This window comes from Nocardia sp. NPDC056952 (assembly GCF_042674185.1).
In the GTDB taxonomy this organism is placed as follows: domain Bacteria; phylum Actinomycetota; class Actinomycetes; order Mycobacteriales; family Mycobacteriaceae; genus Nocardia.
The window spans coordinates 1-18,380 of sequence record NZ_JBHURA010000013.1 but is presented as its reverse complement, the minus strand read 5'-3'; the positions used below and the strand labels follow the sequence as shown (position 1 = coordinate 18,380).

Genomic DNA, 18,380 nt, shown 5'->3' with positions numbered 1-18,380 from the left:
TCAGCCCTCGGACACCCGTACCTTGTTTCCGGCGAGGATCACGATGTCGCCGATCTGCAGTTGCCTGCCGCGGCGTAGCTCCACTTCGTCGTTGACGCGCACCAAGCCCTGCGCGATCACCGTCTTGGCCTCGGAACCCGAATCGATCAGGTTGGCCAGTTTCAGGAATTGCCCGAGCCGGATGACAACGTCATCGATCGGCACATCAACTGGTTCCGACATGCGCTAATACTTACCCGGTCGCGCGAAACCGGTCGCCACCGGCCCCAGCGTTGCGGACGGTGACGAACACGCCGCAGCCACCGCCACCCGGATCCGGCTCGATTGGACGCACACTGGATCGGTGACTCCCACGCAGGCCGAGCAGCACCCCATCGTCGAGGACCGCACGCCGGTGCCCCATCGCGCGCACGGCAAGTTGTCCGAGGTACCGCACATCGCCGGATTGGTCCTCGGTGTGTTCGCCGTGCTGCTGTTCTTGTGGAGTGTTTCGCCCAGCCTGCGGATCCTCACGCAGGTGCCGCGGCACTACGTGGACACCTACTATTTCGATGCCCCCGACACCAGCCTCGTGTGGGCGTTGATCGTCGGCCTGCTCGCCGGGGCGACCGCGGCCCGCAAGCGGATCGCCTGGTGGCTGCTGGTCGTGTACCTGCTGCTGTACGCGATAGCGAACATCCTGGACTTCTTCGCTGACGACGATGTGGACGCGCTGGTCGCCTTCGTCGTGCATATGGTGGTCATCGCGATACTGCTGGCCGCGCGTAAGGAGTTCTACACCCGGGTTCGGCCCGGCGCGCTGTGGAAGGCGCTGGGCGTGCTGGTGTCCGGGCTCGCGCTCGGCTGCCTGCTCGGCTGGGGCCTGGTCGAACTGTTCCCCGGTTCGCTGCCCGCGGGTGTGCAGCGTCCGCTGTGGGCGGTATATCGAGTCACCGCCGCAGTGCTGGTGAACAACGAGCATTTCGACGGGCATCCGCGAGCCTGGGTGAACTTCCTGCTCGGCCTGTTCGGCGCGCTCGCGCTGCTGGCCGCGGTGGTCGTGCTGTTGCGTTCGCAGCGCGCCGACAACGCGATGACCGCGCTGGACGAGTCGGCGATCCGCGGCCTGCTCGCGAGCAGCGATGTCGAGGACTCACTCGGCTACTTCGCGACCCGTCGTGACAAGGCGGTGGTGTTCGCGCCGAACGGCAAGGCGGCGATCACCTATCGCGTCGAGCTGGGTGTGTGCCTGGCCAGTGGTGATCCGATCGGCCCGAAACAGGCGTGGCCACAGGCGATTCAGGCGTGGCTCGAGCAGGCCGACCGGTTCGGCTGGCAGCCCGCGGTGATGGGCGCCGGCGAACTCGGCGCCACCGCGTACCGCAAGGCGGGCCTGTCGGCGCTGCGGCTGGGTGACGAGGCGATCCTCGACACCCGCACGTTCTCGCTGGCGGGCCCGGAGATGAAGCAGGTGCGTCAGGCCGCGAACCGGTTGCGCAAGAACGGCCTCGAGGTGCGGATCCGCAGGCACCGCGACATCCCCGCCGCCGAGTTCACCGAGATCGTCGCGCGGGCGGACGCCTGGCGCGATACCGAGACCGAACGCGGCTTCTCGATGGCGCTGGGCCGCCTCGGCGACCCACTCGACGGCGACTGCCTGCTGGTCGAAGCGGTGGACCACGACGACCGCGTGCACGGCATGCTCTCGCTGGTCCCGTGGGGGCGCACCGGCGTCTCGCTGGAACTGATGCGGCGCGACCCGCAGAGCCCGAACGGCGTGATGGAGCTGATGATCTCGCAGCTCGCCCTGAACTCCGACCAGTACGGCATCACCAAGGTGTCGCTGAACTTCGCGGTGTTCCGATCGGTGTTCGAAGAAGGCGGCCGGATCGGTGCCGGGCCGATCCTGCGGGCCTGGCGCGGAGTGCTGCTGTTCTTCTCGCGCTGGTGGCAGCTCGAGGCGCTGTACCGGTCGAACGTGAAATATCACCCGCGCTGGGTGCCACGGTTCTTCCTGTTCGAGGAACGCAGGCAGTTGCCGCGGGTGGCCACGGCGAGCGGGCTGGCCGAAGGGTTCCTGCCGCGCATCGGCAAGGCGCCCGACGCGGGCGTGCACACCGGCACGAAGGCCGCGGTCCCCGCGACGGTCACCGGCCTGCACGCCGACGGCAGCGCACCGGACGCACCGGAGGGCGCCGACGCCGAACAGGGTCCACGCAGGCCCGAACAGGTGCGGGTGCGCCTGGACAAACTCGACCGGCTCACCGCTTCGGGCATCGATGCCTATCCGGTCGCCTACCCGCCGACCCACGACATCGCCGAGGCCAGACGCTGCCCCAAGGGCACCACCGTGCGTATCGCGGGCAGGCTCTTGCGGATTCGCGACTACGGCGGCGTGATCTTCGCGCTGGTCCGCGATTGGACCGGCGAGATCCAGCTGGTGATCGATCGCGAACGGGTGGGCGCCGATCGCAGCGACGAGTTCACCGAATTCTTCGACCTGGGCGATCTCATCGAGGTGAGCGGGCAGATCGGCGCCAGCCGCAACGGTGAGCTGTCACTGCTCGCGCAGGACTGGAGGATGAACGGCAAATGCCTGCATCCGCTGCCCGACAAGTGGCGTGGGCTGGCCGATCAGGAAGCCAAGGTCCGGCAGCGCTATGTGGACATGGCGATCAACCCCGAGGCCCGCGAGGTGATGGCCAAGCGCAGCGCGGTCCTGCACTCGCTGCGCGATTCGCTCCATGCCTGGGGCTTTCTCGAGGTGGAGACGCCGATCCTGCAGCAGGTGCACGGCGGCGCCAACGCCACTCCGTTCCGCACCCACATCAACGCCTACGACCTCGACCTGTACCTGCGCATCGCCCCCGAGCTCTACCTCAAACGGCTGTGCGTCGGTGGCATGGAGAAGGTGTTCGAGATCGGCCGCACCTTCCGCAACGAAGGCGTCGACTTCAGCCACAATCCCGAGTTCACGATCCTGGAAGCCTATGAGGCGCACAGCGATTATCAGCAGATGATGCACCTGTGCCGCAGGCTGATCCAGCACGCGGCGATGGCCGCCAACGGTGCCGAGGTGGCGTTGCGGCCCAACGACGACGGCGGCTTCGACACCGTCGACATCTCCGGCGAGTGGCGGGTGAAGACCGTGCACGGCGCGGTCTCCGAGGCGATCGGCACCGAGGTGACCGCGCGTACCGAGCTGGCCCGGCTGCGCGAGCTGTGCGACGAAGCGGGCGTGGCCTACCAACACGGTTGGGACGCGGGCCAAGTGGTGCTGGAGATGTACGAGCACCTGGTGGAATCGCAGACCACCTACCCCACCTTCTACCTGGACTTCCCCACCTCGGTCTCCCCGCTCACCCGCTCGCACCGCAGCATCGAGGGGGTTGCCGAGCGCTGGGATCTGGTGGCCTGGGGCGTCGAGCTGGGCACGGCATACAGCGAACTCACCGACCCGGTGGACCAGCGGCGCAGGCTCACCGAGCAGTCGATGCTGGCCGCCGGTGGCGATCCCGAGGCGATGGAACTCGACGAGGACTTCCTGACCGCGCTCGAACACGCGATGCCGCCCACCGGCGGACTCGGGATGGGCGTCGACCGGGTGGTCATGCTGATCACCGGACGCAGCATCCGTGAGACGCTGCCCTTCCCCTTGGTGAAACCACGGTGAAATCGGGTACAGGTGTATACGGATCGCGGCGCGTTCGCGATCAACACATGCTCTGTGTGGCGCTTGCGAGGCTTTCTAACCGAAAGCCACAGTGAGACCGTTACTCTCGGAGTTCCGGCACCGGGAGGATGTCGGGCCACCAACACATCGGGATGGGATTTCATGTATCTGGACTTGCTGACCACAGCCGCACTCGTCGATCCGCACATGCTCACCAGCAGCTTCGACACCCTGGCGAGTTCGGACGCAGTCAACACCGCGATGGAACTCGCGGCCAAGAAGAAAAAGAAGAACAGCTCCGGCCTGATCATCGGCGGCATCTGCTGCCTGATCATCGTGGTGCTCATCGTCGGCGGCATCTTCCTGCTCAAGAACAAGAAGAAGGGCGACCAGCCGCCGTACAACGGTGGTCAGCCGCCGTACAACGGCCCGCAGGGTGATCAGCCGCCCTACGGCCAGCCGCCCTACGGCCAGTCCTGACCTGACCGGAGGACTCGCGGCGATACCCTCGGTCGATGACGAGGGATCCCCGCGAGTCCTCCAACGACCACCCGTTCGCCAAGGGCTCTCCGCCCCGGGATGACATCGCCGGCCGCGAGGAGATCGACCCGCAGCCCTGGTCCCCGGCGAATAGGGCAGAGTGTTGATCGTGCAGCTGATACTCGTGCGTCATGCCCAACCCGAACGCGTGGTCGGCGACACCACCGCCGCCGACCCCGGCCTCACCGACATCGGCAAGCTCCAAGCCGAACGCGTCCCCGCCGCGCTCGCACCCCACGACATCGCTCGCATCGTCAGCAGCCCGCAGCGCCGCGCCCGCGACACCGCGCTCCCCACCGCGACCGCCCGCGACCTACCGGTCGACGTCATCGACGACCTCGCCGAATACGACCGCGACCTGCCCGCCTACATCCCGATCGAAGACGCGAAAACCGAATTCGCCGACGCCTACGCCCGCATCAAGGCGGGCCACCTCCCCGACCAGATCGACGGCCCCGCCTTCACCACGCGAGTCCTCACCGCCGTCGAAACCCTGGTCGCCACCACAGCTCCCGGCGACACCGTCGTAGCCTTCGCCCACGGCGGCGTCATCAACGTCCTCCTGGCCGACATCCTCGCTCTCCCCCGCCCCCTCACCTTCCCGATCGACTACTGCTCGATCACCCGAATCCTCTACTCCCGCACCGGCACCCGCACCGCCGCAACCATCAACGAAAACGGCCACGTCTGGAACCTGCTCCCCAGGGCCCTGTCGCGAACCACACCCTGATCCGCGGTCGCGGACATACGAAAGAGCCCGGCACCGCCGAAGCGATGCCGGGCTCTGCGCGAACGACTCAGGCCTGCTGAGCGATCCAGTTGTGCATCCAGGTGATAGCGGTCTGCCCGCCACCCACCGAGTAGCTGCCGTACAGCGTGTGCGCCTGCGAGCGGTAGAACTGCTCCAGGTCCTTGGCCCGCTTCTGGTTGGCCGCGTCGGTCAGCTGCGCCCCCAGCGTCGGGATGCCGCCGAACGACATCAGGTCGCTGACGATCGCCCCGGCCTCGAGCTGGTAGCGCCACAGGTTGGCCGGGTTCGCGTCCGAGCTCTGGGCGAGGAAGCCGGCGAACCGCGTCACGAAGTCGTCGGTGGCGGTCGCGCAGTACAGATCGTCGACCGCGCAGATCGTGCGGGTGCGGTCGCTCAGCCAACCGAAACCACCCGGCCGAGCGCCACCGGCACCGGCGCCCGCGGCGTGCGGGCCGACCTGGATATCGGTCGGCGAACGACGGGGATCGGAGATGAGGCCGACAGCGGCGACCCGGTCCTGCGGGATCGGGCTGATGCCCGTGCCGATCTCGGCGGCCAGATCGCCTGCGGCGTCGGCACCCTGGCTGTAGCCGACGATCGCGGCCTTGGTGTTACCGCAGGAGGCCAGCTTCTCGCTGATCAGCCCGCGGGCGGCGTCGACCGCCTGCTTCTTGGAGTTGCCGTAGACATCGCCCTCCCAGGGGAACGCGGTCGCGGCGTAGGTGACGTAGTCGACGTCGGTGTTTCTCGGTAGGCCGTTGGTGACGCCGGCGAGCATGCCGGGGCCGGGGGCCTTCTCGTGGCCGGTTTCCCAGGTGCCGGGAATGGCGACGACATAAAGACTCGGGCAGGCGGGCGCCGCGCTCGCGCTCGTGCTGCCGACAACAATTCCGGACATCATCGCCGCGGACGCTCCCAGAGCCGCGACAACCTTCTTCAACTGCATACCGCTCCAGTTCACCCTTGCTCGTCGATGTGAGAGCAAACCCCGAATACTGACGTTGTGGCCCCAGACCTCGCCGCGAATCACAATAGGCGTACGAGCCATCCCGTGCCACACGACCTCTCGATTTTATGGCCGGAAACACCGGCGGATCGAGCAGGGCCACGCACCGGAGTGATGGGATGCCGGCGGCACGTCACCGCCGACACGCCCCCCGTTCACGAAACTCACACCTCCAGGTCTTCTTCGATGCCCTTGAGCTTGTGCCGCGCCAGCGCCAGATTGGCGCGGCCGCGATCCAGTGCGAGGTAGAGGAACAACCCTTTGGACTTGCGACCGGTCATCGGGCGGATGATGTGGTATTGCGTGCCCAGGGTGATGAGGATGTCCTCGATGTCCTCGTTGAGGCCGAGCTGTTCGATGGTGCGCATCTTCGCCCGCACCACCTCGGTGTTGCCCGCCGCGGCGACCTGCAGGTCGAGCGACTTGGTGCTGCTGAGCATTCCGAGGGCCATGCCACTGCTGTAGTCGACGATCGCGGCGCCGATCGCGCCCTCGATCACCATCATGTCCTTCAGAGCCAGATCCATATTCGACATGTTGTGCCTTTCAATCGTTGTGCGCCGCCGCCAGATGGCCGGCGATCGCGCGAGCTACCGGTCGCGACTCCAGGTGGAGCCGGCCGACATTCACTTCGGGTCCGGCGAGCACGGTCAGCGAGGTGCGCCCGGCGGCGTAGATCACCACCTGCCCCTCGGTGCCGTGCACGACGACCTCGCTGAACCCGCCGCCGTGCGCGGTGTTCGCCAGCCGGTACGACAGCGACAACTGCGCGGCCGACAGCGCGGCCAGGCCGGCGGGTTCGAGATGGGCGGGGAGGTCGTGCTCGATGAGCAGCCCGTCGCTGGAGGCCACCAGCGACCCGGTGAGCTGAGGTAGCCGTTCGCGCAACGACTGCAGTTCGGCCTGCACAGCCGGGTAGTTCTGGGGCGCTGTGTGTTCGGGCACCCTGGGTTCGGGCGTGGTCATCGCCACCTTGGTCAACCTTCCCCTCCATTCACCGAGCAGCTTCTTCCGCACGGTCACGCAAGCTCCTCCAACGCCGCCCTGAGCCGGATGAGTGTTTCGCGGTCGACCTGCTGCCAGCGTTCGGGTTCCCCTGCGCCGGCCGGTTTTCCGCGGTGTCGGGCGGTCGCGGTCGCTTCCTCGTCGATCGCGTGCCTGCCCTGTCGTGCACCCGTCTCCTGCTGGGGGCGGGTCGGTCCCGCGCTGCCCGGAACACGTCGGGGCAGCGTGGGCACGGTTGTTGCCGACCGAGTCGAGCTCCGGTGGTCGGCCGGGTCCGGTGCGAGGGCGAGGTGGCGCCCGCGCTGTGGTTGTTCGATCGAGACGGGTTCCGGCGCTTCGATCAGGCCCGCTGTGGTCAGATCGCGGACCGCGACGAGGCAGCCGTAGGTGGTGCGGCCCAGGTCGCGGGCGATGTCGGCGATGCTGCGGCGGGTGTCGGCGGCGGCGAGGACTTCGGCCTGACTTCCGGTGAGTACCACCTGGTTCCGCTTGATCCGGCGGGCGGGGACCACCGGAACCAGGGTGACGAGGTCGGCGGTCCACGGGCCGTACTCGTTGTCGGTGCGGCGTTCGCATTCGTGAACAAGCGCGCGGGGTGCGATGTGGCAGACCGGCGCCAGCCAGTGTTCGGTTGTCGGACGGAATTCCGGCTCACCCGCGGAGGCCAGCAAAAAATAGGCGGCGTCGAACACCGACAGCAGCGCGAGGGTTTCCAGTTGCGGCTGGTCCAGCAGTGGACCCGGGTCGCCCGCACCGGCGCGACGCCAATCCTCCGCCGTTGCTACGCCCGCTTCGACTACCAATCTGTCGAGACCGATGGTTCGCCCGCAGCCGACCGAGGCGATAGTTCCACGCACCAAGTGGAATTCGCCGTCGCCTGCGCGCAATACTCCGGTCGAGCCTTCTTCGCCGAGCCGATGCAATTCATCGGCGAGCGCGACACTCATCGATCCCCGCCCGTCAATTCTTCCAGTGCCGACCTGAGCTGATAGCGGGCCATCCCGAGATTGCCGGTGTCGCCGTCGAAGACGACATGCATGAACAACCTGCCGTCGAAATCGCCGTCGACCAGGTGAAGGAGGTGAAATCCCCTGGTCCGGCACACCACGATCTCGGTGAGGTCGTCGTCGGAGCTCCCGAGGGCAGGACACGCGAGCGCGGCCCGCACCACATCGGTGGTCCCCGCCGCGTCCTCGTGCTCGTCGACGCCTCGGCGCTCGCCCGCACCGGCGACGGCCAACCCGCTCGCCCCGTCCACCAGCGTCACACTGCGCGCCCCGGGAATATCCATGATGCGTTTCAGACACCCATCAAGAGAATTCACCGAGCCCCCGAACCGTCATCGACTATTGATCGAGACGAGACGTTATACCCCTCCGCTATTCCTCGCATCTCGAACGCCGGAAAATTGCTGCCGCACAATATGTTTGCTGATGGTTGCTGGAAAACCGCTCGGTATCAATACTTTTGAGTAACTTCGGTGCCCATTCGCTGCGGACCGCTATAACCGGTGATCACTCGCCTATTCCATCCGCCAGCGATCTTCGCGTAAACATCGAAAATTGTGTCTTCGCAGACCTCGCCGACCTACCCGCACACCGGTCCCCAACGATGTGCTCGAAGTGTGCGATCAGCCGGCGGCGCGGCGGTACCAGGTTTCCGCTTCGCGGTGGGCGCCTTGGGATTCCAGCAGGGCGGCGAGGTTGGCCATGGCTCGGGGGTGGCCGAGATCGGCCGCGCGCCGGAAGCAGCGACGGGCCTCGGTGGTGGCGCCGCGGTGGCACAGCAGGATGCCGAGGTTGTTCACGGCGTCGATGTCGCCGTGGTCGGCGGCCTCGCCGAACCAGGCTTCGGCGTCGTCGAGGCGGTCCTGATCCTCGAAGAGGCGCGCGAGGTTGTACATGGCGTCGACATGGCCCGCCATCGCGGCGTGGTGGTACCAGGTCTCGGCGTCCCGGCGGTCACCGCACTGGTAGAGCATGGTGGCCAGATTGAACATGGCGTTGGCATTGCCCGCGGCAGCCGCACGGCGGTACCAGGACTCGGCCTCGTCGAGTTCACCGAACTGGTCGAGCAACACGGCCAGGTTGTTCATCGAGCGCGTGTGCCCCGCGGCGGCAGCGCGCCGGAACCAGTACTCGGCGGCTTCGAAATCGCTGTGGTCGTGGTAGAAGTGAGCGAGATTGTGCATGGCGGTACCGTCACCACGCTCTGCGGCGCGGCGAAGGTTCGCCAACGCTTCCGGCGGCAACGGCACAGCTCCCCCTCGGATCTCCCGTACACCTCGACACGGAAAGTCTATGTGCTGCAGGGAAGATCAGCCACGTCGTTTGCTCGCCTACCGAACCCCTTGCACCCCTTCCACGTTCACCCCCCTACGCACATTCCCCGCAAACCCGCAGGTATCCGGCAAGGCGCCCGGATCCGCCGGGCCACCTGCCTCGTGTGGGGGGAATGACAAAAAAAGACGCCCGCGGGCTCGAAAGCCTGCGGGCGCCTTGCTGGTTCAGCGGCTAGCGCTGGGCGACAGCCGTCGGGGGGATCGGCGCGGGCAGCGCGGTCTCGCCCTCGAGGAACTTGTCGACGGCCGACGCGGCGGCGCGGCCCTCGGCGATGGCCCAGACGATCAGCGACTGGCCACGGCCCATGTCACCGGCCACGAAGACGCCGGGGATGTTGGTGGCCCAGCTCTTGTCGCGCTGGACGTTGCCGCGACCGTCGTAGCCGACACCGAGATCGGTGAGCAGGCCCGGCTTCTGGGGACCGACGAAGCCCATGGCCAGCAGGACCAGGTCGGCTTCGAGGGTGAAGTCGGTGCCCTCGACCTTTTCGAAACGGCCGTTGACCATCTTGACCTCGTGCGCGTCGAGACCGGTCACCTTGCCGTCCTTGCCGACGAAACGCTCGGTGTTCACCGAGAACAGACGTTCGCCGCCCTCTTCGTGTGCCGAGGCGACCCGGTACATCAGCGGGTAGGTCGGCCACGGGGTCGAGCCCGCGCGCTCCTCGGGGGGACGCGGCATGATCTCGAACTGGTGCACCGACTCGGCGCCGTGACGGTGCGAGGTGCCGAGGCAGTCGGCGCCGGTGTCGCCACCGCCGATGATGATGACCTTCTTGCCCTTGGCGTGGATCGGCGGCAGGCCGTCCTCGTCGGCGATGTCGTCACCGAGCTGCACCCGGTTGGACAGCGGCAGGAACTCCATCGCCTGGTGGATGCCGTCGAGCTCGCGGCCCGGGATCGGCAGATCGCGGGCGATGGTGGCGCCACCGGCCAGCACGATCGCGTCGAAACGCTCACGCAGCTGCTCGGCGGTGATGTCGACACCCACGTTGACGCCCGCCTTGAAGATGGTGCCTTCGGCTTCCATCTGGGCCAGACGACGGTCGATGACCGACTTCTCCATCTTGAATTCCGGGATGCCGTAGCGCATCAGGCCGCCGATGCGGTCGTCACGCTCGAACACGGTCACGGTGTGACCGGCGCGGGTGAGCTGCTGGGCGGCGGCCAGACCGGCCGGGCCCGAGCCGACGACGGCGATCTTCTTGCCGGTGAGGCGGGTCGGGTACACCGGGGTGACCCAGCCCTCGTCGAAGGCGTTCTCGATGAGCTCGACCTCGACCTGCTTGATCGTGACCGGCTCCTGGTTGATGCCGAGCACGCAGGACGCCTCACACGGAGCCGGGCACAGGCGGCCGGTGAACTCCGGGAAGTTGTTGGTGGCGTGCAGGCGATCGATGCCTTCGCGCCACGCACCCTTGTAGACCAGGTCGTTCCATTCGGGAATCAGGTTCCCGAGCGGACAGCCGTTGTGACAGAAGGGGATACCGCAGTCCATGCAGCGGCTGGCCTGGGTCTTCAAGGTGTCCTGGGAGAACTTCTTCTCCTCGTAGACCTCTTTCCAGTCGAGCAGACGCAGCTCGACCGGACGACGGGCCGGGGTTTCCCTCGAGGTGTGCTTCAAAAATCCCTGTGGGTCAGCCACGAGCCGCCTCCATGATCGCGGTGTCGACATCCTTGCCGGCCTTCTCGGCCTCGGAGATGGCGAGCAGAACCTTCTTGTATTCGCGGGGCATGACCTTCACGAAGTGGTTCACCTGCTGGGACCAGTCGCTCAGGATGCGTTCGGCCACAGCCGATCCCGTTTCGTCGCGGTGGATCGCGATGATGTCGCGCAGCCAGGTGAAGTCGTCACCGGAGAGCTGCTCGATCGCGTCGACCTGATCCGGGTTGACCCGGCCGGGCAGCTTGCCCTCGGGGTCGTAGAAGTAGGCGACACCACCGGACATACCGGCACCGAGGTTGCGGCCGGTGTCACCGAGGATGACCACGCGGCCACCGGTCATGTACTCGAGCGCGTGGTCGCCCACACCCTCGACGACCGCGGTGGCGCCGGAGTTACGCACGCCGAAGCGCTCGCCCGCGACACCGTTGATCAGGATGCGACCGCTGGTGGCGCCGAACATGATCACGTTGCCCGCGATGATGTTGTCTTCGGCGACGAAGGCTTCCGGAGCCGAAGCCGACGGGCGGACCACGATGCGGCCACCCGACAGACCCTTGCCGACGTAGTCGTTGGCGTCACCGAAGACCCGCAGCGTGATGCCGGCCGGGACGAACGCGCCGAAGCTGTTGCCCGCCGAACCGGTGAAGGTGATGTCGATGGTGTCGTCGGGCAGGCCCGCGCCACCGTAGAGCTTGGTCACCTCGTGGCCGAGCATGGTGCCGACCGTGCGGTTCACGTTGGTGATCTTGGTTTCGATCTTGACCGCCTGGCCACGCTCGAGCGCGGGAGCGCTCTGCGCGATCAGCTCGTTGTCCAGCGCCTTGTCCAGACCGTGGTCCTGGGTACCGGTGCACCGGGTGTTCTGGTTCATGAACGCCGTCTCCGGCATGTCCAGGATCGGCGACAGGTCCAGCTTGGCGGCCTTGTAGTGCTGCTTGGCCTTGGCGGTGTCGAGCAGGTCGACCCGGCCGACGGCCTCGTCGAGGGTGCGGAAGCCCAGCTCGGCGAGCAGCTCACGCACCTCCTCGGCGATGAACATCATGAAGTTCTCGACGAATTCCGGCTTGCCGGTGAAGCGCTCGCGCAGCACCGGGTTCTGGGTGGCGATGCCGACCGGACAGGTGTCGAGGTGACACACGCGCATCATGACGCAACCCGAGACCACCAGGGGCGCGGTCGCGAAACCGAACTCCTCGGCGCCGAGCAGGGCGGCGATCATCACGTCGCGGCCGGTCTTCATCTGACCGTCGACCTGGACGACGATGCGATCACGCAGGCCGTTGAGCAGCAGGGTCTGCTGGGTCTCGGCCAAGCCGAGCTCCCAGGGTCCACCCGCGTGCTTGAGCGAGGTCAGCGGCGACGCGCCGGTGCCGCCGTCGTGGCCCGAGATGAGCACGACGTCGGCGTGTGCCTTGGACACACCGGTGGCGACGGTGCCGACACCCGGCTCCGCGACAAGTTTCACGTGAATCCGAGCCTGCGGGTTCGCGTTCTTCAGATCGTGGATCAGCTGCGCCAGATCCTCGATCGAGTAGATGTCGTGGTGCGGCGGCGGCGAGATCAAGCCGACGCCCGGCGTGGAGTGACGCACCTCGGCGACCCACGGGTACACCTTGTGCGCGGGCAGCTGGCCGCCCTCGCCCGGCTTGGCGCCCTGGGCCATCTTGATCTGGATGTCGGTGGCGTTGGTCAGGTAGTGCGCGGTGACGCCGAAGCGACCCGACGCGACCTGCTTGATCGCCGAACGACGCCAGTCGCCGTTCTCCTCGACCTCGAAGCGAGCGGGGCTCTCGCCGCCCTCACCGGAGTTCGAGCGGGCGCCGATGCGGTTCATCGCGATGGCGAGTGCCTCGTGCGCCTCAGCCGAGATGGAGCCGTAGCTCATCGCACCGGTCGAGAAACGCTTCACGATCTCGCTCGCGGGCTCGACCTCGTCGATGGAGATCGACGCGCGCTGGTTCGACTTGAACTTGAACAGACCACGCAGCGCGGCCAAGCGCTCGGACTGATCGTCGACCAGCTTGGTGTACTCCTTGAAGATCGAGTACTGACCGGTGCGGGTCGCGTGCTGGAGCTTGAACACCGTGTCCGGGTTGAACAGGTGGTACTCGCCCTCACGACGCCACTGGTACTCGCCGCCGACCTCGAGCTCGCGGTGCGCGCGCTCGTTGCGGTTCTCCAGGAACGCGACGCGGTGGCGGATGGCCACCTCTTCGGCGATCTCGTCGAGACCGATGCCGCCCAGCGGGGAGCGCAGGCCGGTGAAGTACTCGTCGACCAGGTCCTGGGCCAGGCCGATGACCTGGTACAGCTGGGCGCCGTTGTAGGAGGCCAGGGTGGAGATGCCCATCTTCGACATCACCTTGAGCACGCCGTTGCTGGCCGCGGTGCAGTAGTTCGCGACGGCCTTGCGGAAGTCGGCGCCCAGATCGCCGGTGCTGCCCGGAATCTGCAGCGAGCCGCGCTCGAGCATGTCCTCGATGGTCTCGAAGGCCATGTACGGGTTGATCGCGGCGGCACCGAAACCGATCAGCAGGGCCATGTGGTGCACCTCGCGGGCGTCACCGGCCTCCACGACCAGGCCGACCATGGTGCGGGTCCGCTCGCGCACCAGGTGGTGGTGCACCGACGAGGTGAGCAGCAGCGACGGAATCGGCGCCAGCTTCTCGTTGGACTCACGGTCCGACAGCACGATGATGCGCGCACCACCGTCGATGGCGGCCGAGACCTGGGTGTTGATGGCTTCCAGCGCCCGGCGCAGACCCTCGCCGCCCTCGGCGACCGGGTACAGACCGCGCACGACCACCGAGCGCAGGCCCGGCTGGCTGCCGTCGTCGTTGATGTGGACGAGCTTGGCCAGCTCGTCGTTGTCCAGAATGGGCTGTTCGAGCGCGATCATGCGACAGGAGTCGGGGCCCGGATGCAGCAGATCGGCCTCGGGGCCGAGGTTGCGCTTGAGGCTGGTGACGACCTTCTCGCGGATCGCGTCGAGCGGCGGGTTGGTAACCTGCGCGAACAGCTGCGAGAAGTAGTCGAACAGCAGACGCGACCGGTTCGACAGCACCGCGATCGGCGTATCGGTACCCATCGAGCCCAGTGCCTCGCCGCCGGTCTTGGCCATCGGCGTGATCAGCAGGTTCAGGTCCTCGGTGGTGTAACCGAAGATCTGCTGACGGATCAGCACGCGGTCGTGCGACATGTGCACGTGCGGGCGGTCGGGCAGGTCGGCCAGGCGGCTGACGCCCTCGTCGAGCCACTGCTGGTACGGCTGCGCCGCGGCCAGCTCCGACTTGACCTCTTCGTCGGTGACGATGCGGCCCTTCTCGGTGTCGACCAGGAACATCTTGCCCGGCTGCAGGCGGATCTTCTGGACCACGGTGGCGGGGTCGATGTCGAGCACGCCGACCTCGGAGGCGAGCACGACGAGGCCGTCCTCGGTGACCCAGATGCGGCCGGGGCGCAGACCGTTGCGGTCGAGCACGGCGCCGATCTTGGTGCCGTCGGAGAAGCACACCGCCGCCGGGCCGTCCCACGGCTCCATCAGCATCGAGTGGTACTCGTAGAACGCGCGCCGGTCGGGGTCGAGGTTCTCGTTACGCTCCCACGCCTCGGGAATCATCATCATGATGGCGTGGTGCAGTTCGCGACCGCCCAGGTGCAGCAGTTCGAGCACCTCGTCGAAACGCGCGGTGTCGGAGGCGCCGGGGGTGCAGACGGGGAAGATCTTCTGCAGCCGGTCCTTGCCCGCTTCGTCCTTGCCGAACACGTCGCTGCGCAGCAGCGCCTCACGGGCGCGCATCCAGTTCTCGTTACCGGTGACGGTGTTGATCTCACCGTTGTGGGCGACCCGGCGGAACGGGTGCGCCAGCGGCCACGAGGGGAAGGTGTTGGTGGAGAAGCGCGAGTGCACGATGCCGATGGCCGACTCGACGCGCTCGTCCTGCAGGTCCAGGTAGAACGCACGCAGCTGGGGCGTGGTGAACATGCCCTTGTAGATGAAGGTCTGGCCGGACAGGCTCGGGAAGTACACCGATTCCTTGCCGACGGTGCCCTCGCCGGGGCCTGCCTTGCCGAGCTCGTGCTCGATCCGCTTGCGGATCACGTAGGCGCGACGCTCCAGGTCCATGCCCGAGAGCTGCTCGGCGGAGTTCTTCGGCGAGCCGATGAAGATCTGCCGGAAGGTCGGCATGGCGTCGCGGGCCAGCGCGCCGAGCGAGGACTCGTCGATCGGCACCTCGCGCCAGCCGAGCACGGCCAGGCCCTCTTCGGTGACGATCTTCTCGACGCCGTAGGCGGCCCGCGCGGCTTCGCGGCGGGCCTGCGGCAGGAAGGCGATACCGGAGGCGTAGGAGCCTTCCGGGGGCAACTCGAAAGCGGCACCTTCTTCGGCGAGGATCGCACGGAAGAACTTGTCCGGGAGCTGCAGCAGGACGCCCGCGCCGTCGCCGGAGTTCGGCTCGGCACCCGCAGCACCGCGGTGCTCCAGGTTCAGGAGGGCCGTGATGGCCTTGTCGACGATGTCTCGACTGCGTCGTCCATGCATGTCGGCAACGAACGCGACGCCGCAGGCGTCGTGTTCGAATGCCGGATCGTAGAGCCCGGTGACTCCGGGTGACCTGTGGCCAGGAAGTTGCGTCATGCCTCTGCCTTCAAGAAAGTCGGCTGTCGATGTCGGCCACCCAGCAAGCTGAGCGTGGGCCCTTCGTCGTTTCGCCTCCGTCAAGACTGCGTCCGTACGATCCGAAACCAGCGACGGTGGTGGTTTGCGGCGTTGACGTAGTTGGGGTGCTCAGAGGTAACGGGATGCTTACTTCTCCCTTACCTCTGCGCGGGGTTTCACCCGCTACTCTTGGCCCGGTTTCACCGGACCTCGAACAGGTGGTTGTGCCGAACTGGGTGCGTTCGGCGTAAGAGCAAACGATAAGTCAGACCGCAGACCCAACCAACTAAGGTTGTGCTAAGTAACCCGTCTAGCTGGGGTTTGTAACGGCTGCTTGCATCGTCGCGCGCGTCGTCCAGTGTAAAGCAGACCGGGGACCGGATCGATCCCGGACAACCCCCGCCTACCTGCGTGAACACTGCCGACGAGCAGACTCGGTTCCACCGTCGGCCGGGGGCCGAAAGCTGAACTCACCTGCACCGCAGCAGATTTCCCTGCAGATGCCCTGGTCAAACCTCCCACCTCCGCTAACCGGGGGTGGGGACTGTGAGATATTCCCGACACGGGCCCCCACAAGCGCTCCAGTCAGCCGACCGTACGGTCTGTATTGCGAAATGTGCGCCACAGCACACCGCTGGCAAACTTCTGGCAGTGTCGTTCGACACAAATCGGGCATGGAAGGCGGTGCGGCCCGGCTCGCCGCGCACGACACGCCGAGGTCGGCACAGAAATATTCCGGTCAGCGCGATGAATGGACCTATTCGACTGTGAGGCTGACCACAAGCAGTACCTCGGCACTCGGTGTGTCGGTCTCCGGCCTGTCACGCTGACACAACGAATCCATGCCAGTTTCGCCTTACCTACCAGTTTCGCCATGCCCAGTGGAGCGCACGACCCGGGGAGAACTCATGACCGGCTTACTCACCTGGCTCGGCGGAGGCCTCGCCTCGCCACGGCGCCGGGACCACGAATCGGGCGCCGACCTGGCTTTCAGCCATGAACAGGGCCGCTATCTCGTCACCGGTGCCGCCGTGACGCTGTTCGCCGTGATCGCCGGTCTCGTCGCGTTGTCCGCACTGCTCGCCGCCGACGCGGGCGTGCTCGTCGCGGTGCTGTTCGCGCTGGTCATCACCGTCGCCGCGGGTGCCCTCGGCCGGGCGCTGGCGACCACACGGCCCGGTGGTGACGACGACCGGTTCGGTATCGCGGCCCGGATCGGGGTCGGGGTGCTGGCCGGGGTCTTCGTCGCCGAACTCGCCGCCACCGTGCTGCTCGGCGGGACCGTCGACCGGGAACTGGATGTGCGCGCCCAGGCGAGCGCCGAGAACGCGCCGGCCGTGGTCGCCGCCCGCACCTCGTTCGACCTCGCCACCGCCGACCGTGCCGCGCTCGATCTGAGCATCGCCAAGTCGCAGGCCGACATCGACCGCGCACTGGTGATCGCCCGCTGCGAGTACAACCCCACCGCGGAATGCCCGCAGACCAGAATCACCGGGGTACCGGGTCGCGGTCCGGAAACGCAGACCGCCAACGACATGCTCGACGACGCCCGCAAACAGCTCGCCACGGCGCAGGGCCGCATCGAGGGCCTCGACCAGCGGGTCCGCGCCGAATCCGCCGCGCTCGCCACCGCGCGGACCAGCGCGTTCGCCGACGGCGACCGTGGCTTGGGCGCCCGCTGGCTGGCCATGAACAGCTACACCGCGTCACACGCGGGCGCCGCCGCGCTGCGCCTGCTCATCCTGCTCGCGGGCGTAGTCGTGGCCCTGCTGCCGCTGCTGCTGCGCTGGTGGCGCGGGGAGACCTCGCTCGACCGCCGGGTCGACGCGGCGGAGGTGGCCGATCGGGCCCAGCGCGAGGCCGACGCCGCCATCGCGGTGAAACGCGCCGAAGTGCGCACCGAGACGGCCGCCTTGCGCGCCGAACACGAGCTCACCACCGCGCAACTGGCCATCGAAGCCGATACCGTGATCGATCGAGAACGTCAGCGCACCAGGATCATCGCCGCGATCGGCGGTTTCGAGCTCGGGTTCACCGAGCCGCATCGAAAGGACGACTCCGTGTCTCTGGAGCCGAACGTCACATCGCAGCTGCCCGCGGGGTACGTCCAGCACGCGCTGCCCGCCGGCACCGCCGGGGCTCTCGTTCCCGCCCACCAGGCGCCCACGCAGCAGCCGCCCGCGCAGGCGCCGACCGGCGGTGGCGGTTTGGAGTTGCCGATCATCGGGACGGTGCCGTTCACCGACACCGCCGCCCGCTGGATCCGTCCGCTGGTACCGGCTTTCGTGGCCAATGCCTTCGACTCGGCCACCCACCCGATGCGGACCGCACGGCAGGCGTTCGAAGAGGTCGAAGAGGTGACGTTCACGCTGCGCCGCACGCGCAAGGTCACCGTCGACACCCAGGATTCCGCGCAGCAACAGCAGGTCCCCGCCGGATATCAGTTGCAGGGTCAGCCCGCGCAGGGTTTCCTGCCGCCGGGCGCCTACCCGCAGCAGCAGTACCAGCAGCCGTACCAGCCCTACGCCCAGCAGATCGCCTCGAATGTGGTCGACGCGCCGTCGAGCCGCTTCCACCCGGACCCGCGTCAGTACCCCTCGGCGCCGAACTACACCGCGCTGCCCGCTGGTCAGGGCAACGGCCTGCCCGAGGCCGGCGGCCACGGCGAGCTCGCAGGCGGCAACGCCAACGAGCTCCCCGGCAACCGGCGTCAGCTGCCGCCCGCCCGCTGAGCCGGAGGTGGCCGACAGCCCGCTGTC

13 protein-coding genes are annotated in these 18,380 nt (G+C 67.4%); 4 read left to right on the top strand and 9 right to left on the bottom strand.

Translation table 11 applies throughout. The features are described 5' to 3' along the window. Complete coding sequence (locus ACFTS5_RS30500; RefSeq protein WP_378637798.1) at window positions 1–222, bottom strand: RNA-binding S4 domain-containing protein; 222 nt, start codon at window positions 220–222, stop codon at window positions 1–3. Window positions 223–373: 151 nt separating this feature from the next. On the opposite strand from ACFTS5_RS30500, the gene lysX reads away from it, so the two are divergent. The 3 genes from lysX (at window position 374) to ACFTS5_RS30485 (ending at window position 4,922) form a co-directional block, all read left to right on the top strand. Beyond that, window positions 374–3,652, top strand: coding sequence for a bifunctional lysylphosphatidylglycerol synthetase/lysine--tRNA ligase LysX (gene lysX / locus ACFTS5_RS30495; RefSeq protein WP_378638094.1), 3,279 nt, complete (start codon window positions 374–376; stop codon window positions 3,650–3,652). A 162-nt stretch (window positions 3,653–3,814) separates the two neighbouring features. Next, entirely contained in the window at window positions 3,815–4,132 is a 318-nt protein-coding gene (locus ACFTS5_RS30490; protein ID WP_378637795.1) for a hypothetical protein, read from the top strand. A gap of 169 nt (window positions 4,133–4,301) precedes the next feature. After that, the gene (locus tag ACFTS5_RS30485) at window positions 4,302–4,922 is read left to right on the top strand and encodes a histidine phosphatase family protein (RefSeq protein ID WP_378637792.1); all 621 of its coding nucleotides are present in this window, start codon (window positions 4,302–4,304) and stop codon (window positions 4,920–4,922) included. 67 nt (window positions 4,923–4,989) lie between these two features. On the opposite strand, the gene ACFTS5_RS30480 is transcribed toward ACFTS5_RS30485, so the two are convergent. From ACFTS5_RS30480 to gltB, 8 genes are all read right to left on the bottom strand, one after another. Beyond that, window positions 4,990–5,889, bottom strand: a complete 900-nt coding sequence (locus tag ACFTS5_RS30480; protein WP_378637789.1) for a cutinase family protein — start codon at window positions 5,887–5,889, stop codon at window positions 4,990–4,992. Between the two features lie 224 nt (window positions 5,890–6,113). Further along, window positions 6,114–6,485 (bottom strand): hypothetical protein, encoded by a 372-nt coding sequence (locus tag ACFTS5_RS30475; RefSeq protein WP_378637786.1) that lies wholly within the window; start codon window positions 6,483–6,485, stop codon window positions 6,114–6,116. 10 nt (window positions 6,486–6,495) lie between these two features. Then, on the bottom strand, window positions 6,496–6,972 hold the full coding sequence (locus tag ACFTS5_RS30470) for a roadblock/LC7 domain-containing protein (protein WP_378637783.1): 477 nt from the start codon (window positions 6,970–6,972) through the stop codon (window positions 6,496–6,498). Further along, window positions 6,969–7,901 carry a hypothetical protein gene (locus ACFTS5_RS30465; protein ID WP_378637781.1) on the bottom strand — a complete coding sequence of 311 codons (933 nt, stop codon included), beginning with the start codon at window positions 7,899–7,901 and terminating at the stop codon, window positions 6,969–6,971. The genes ACFTS5_RS30470 and ACFTS5_RS30465 overlap by 4 nt, the downstream gene beginning before the upstream one ends. Beyond that, the gene (locus tag ACFTS5_RS30460; RefSeq protein ID WP_378637778.1) at window positions 7,898–8,245 is read right to left on the bottom strand and encodes a hypothetical protein; all 348 of its coding nucleotides are present in this window, start codon (window positions 8,243–8,245) and stop codon (window positions 7,898–7,900) included. The genes ACFTS5_RS30465 and ACFTS5_RS30460 overlap by 4 nt, the downstream gene beginning before the upstream one ends. Window positions 8,246–8,584: 339 nt before the next feature. Beyond that, complete coding sequence (locus ACFTS5_RS30455; RefSeq protein ID WP_378637775.1) at window positions 8,585–9,145, bottom strand: tetratricopeptide repeat protein; 561 nt, start codon at window positions 9,143–9,145, stop codon at window positions 8,585–8,587. Between the two features lie 322 nt (window positions 9,146–9,467). After that, complete coding sequence (locus ACFTS5_RS30450; protein WP_378637773.1) at window positions 9,468–10,940, bottom strand: glutamate synthase subunit beta; 1,473 nt, start codon at window positions 10,938–10,940, stop codon at window positions 9,468–9,470. Continuing rightward, entirely contained in the window at window positions 10,933–15,600 is a 4,668-nt protein-coding gene (gltB, locus tag ACFTS5_RS30445; protein WP_378637770.1) for a glutamate synthase large subunit, read from the bottom strand. The genes ACFTS5_RS30450 and gltB overlap by 8 nt, the downstream gene beginning before the upstream one ends. Window positions 15,601–16,529: 929 nt before the next feature. On the opposite strand from gltB, the gene ACFTS5_RS30440 reads away from it, so the two are divergent. Next, complete coding sequence (locus ACFTS5_RS30440; RefSeq protein ID WP_378637767.1) at window positions 16,530–18,353, top strand: DUF4407 domain-containing protein; 1,824 nt, start codon at window positions 16,530–16,532, stop codon at window positions 18,351–18,353. The last annotated feature ends 27 nt before the right edge of the window (window positions 18,354–18,380 follow it).

What these genes read in the sequence shown, in the direction of transcription:
- ACFTS5_RS30500 (WP_378637798.1), bottom strand. Translation starts at nt 222, where the DNA reads ATGTCGGAACCAGTTGATGTGCCGATCGATGACGTTGTCATCCGGCTC.
- ACFTS5_RS30490 (WP_378637795.1), top strand. Translation starts at nt 3,815, where the DNA reads ATGTATCTGGACTTGCTGACCACAGCCGCACTCGTCGATCCGCACATG.
- ACFTS5_RS30480 (WP_378637789.1), bottom strand. Translation starts at nt 5,889, where the DNA reads ATGCAGTTGAAGAAGGTTGTCGCGGCTCTGGGAGCGTCCGCGGCGATG.
- ACFTS5_RS30475 (WP_378637786.1), bottom strand. Translation starts at nt 6,485, where the DNA reads ATGTCGAATATGGATCTGGCTCTGAAGGACATGATGGTGATCGAGGGC.
- ACFTS5_RS30465 (WP_378637781.1), bottom strand. Translation starts at nt 7,901, where the DNA reads ATGAGTGTCGCGCTCGCCGATGAATTGCATCGGCTCGGCGAAGAAGGC.
- ACFTS5_RS30460 (WP_378637778.1), bottom strand. Translation starts at nt 8,245, where the DNA reads ATGGATATTCCCGGGGCGCGCAGTGTGACGCTGGTGGACGGGGCGAGC.
- ACFTS5_RS30455 (WP_378637775.1), bottom strand. Translation starts at nt 9,145, where the DNA reads ATGCACAATCTCGCTCACTTCTACCACGACCACAGCGATTTCGAAGCC.
- gltB (WP_378637770.1), bottom strand. Translation starts at nt 15,600, where the DNA reads ATGACGCAACTTCCTGGCCACAGGTCACCCGGAGTCACCGGGCTCTAC.
- ACFTS5_RS30440 (WP_378637767.1), top strand. Translation starts at nt 16,530, where the DNA reads ATGACCGGCTTACTCACCTGGCTCGGCGGAGGCCTCGCCTCGCCACGG.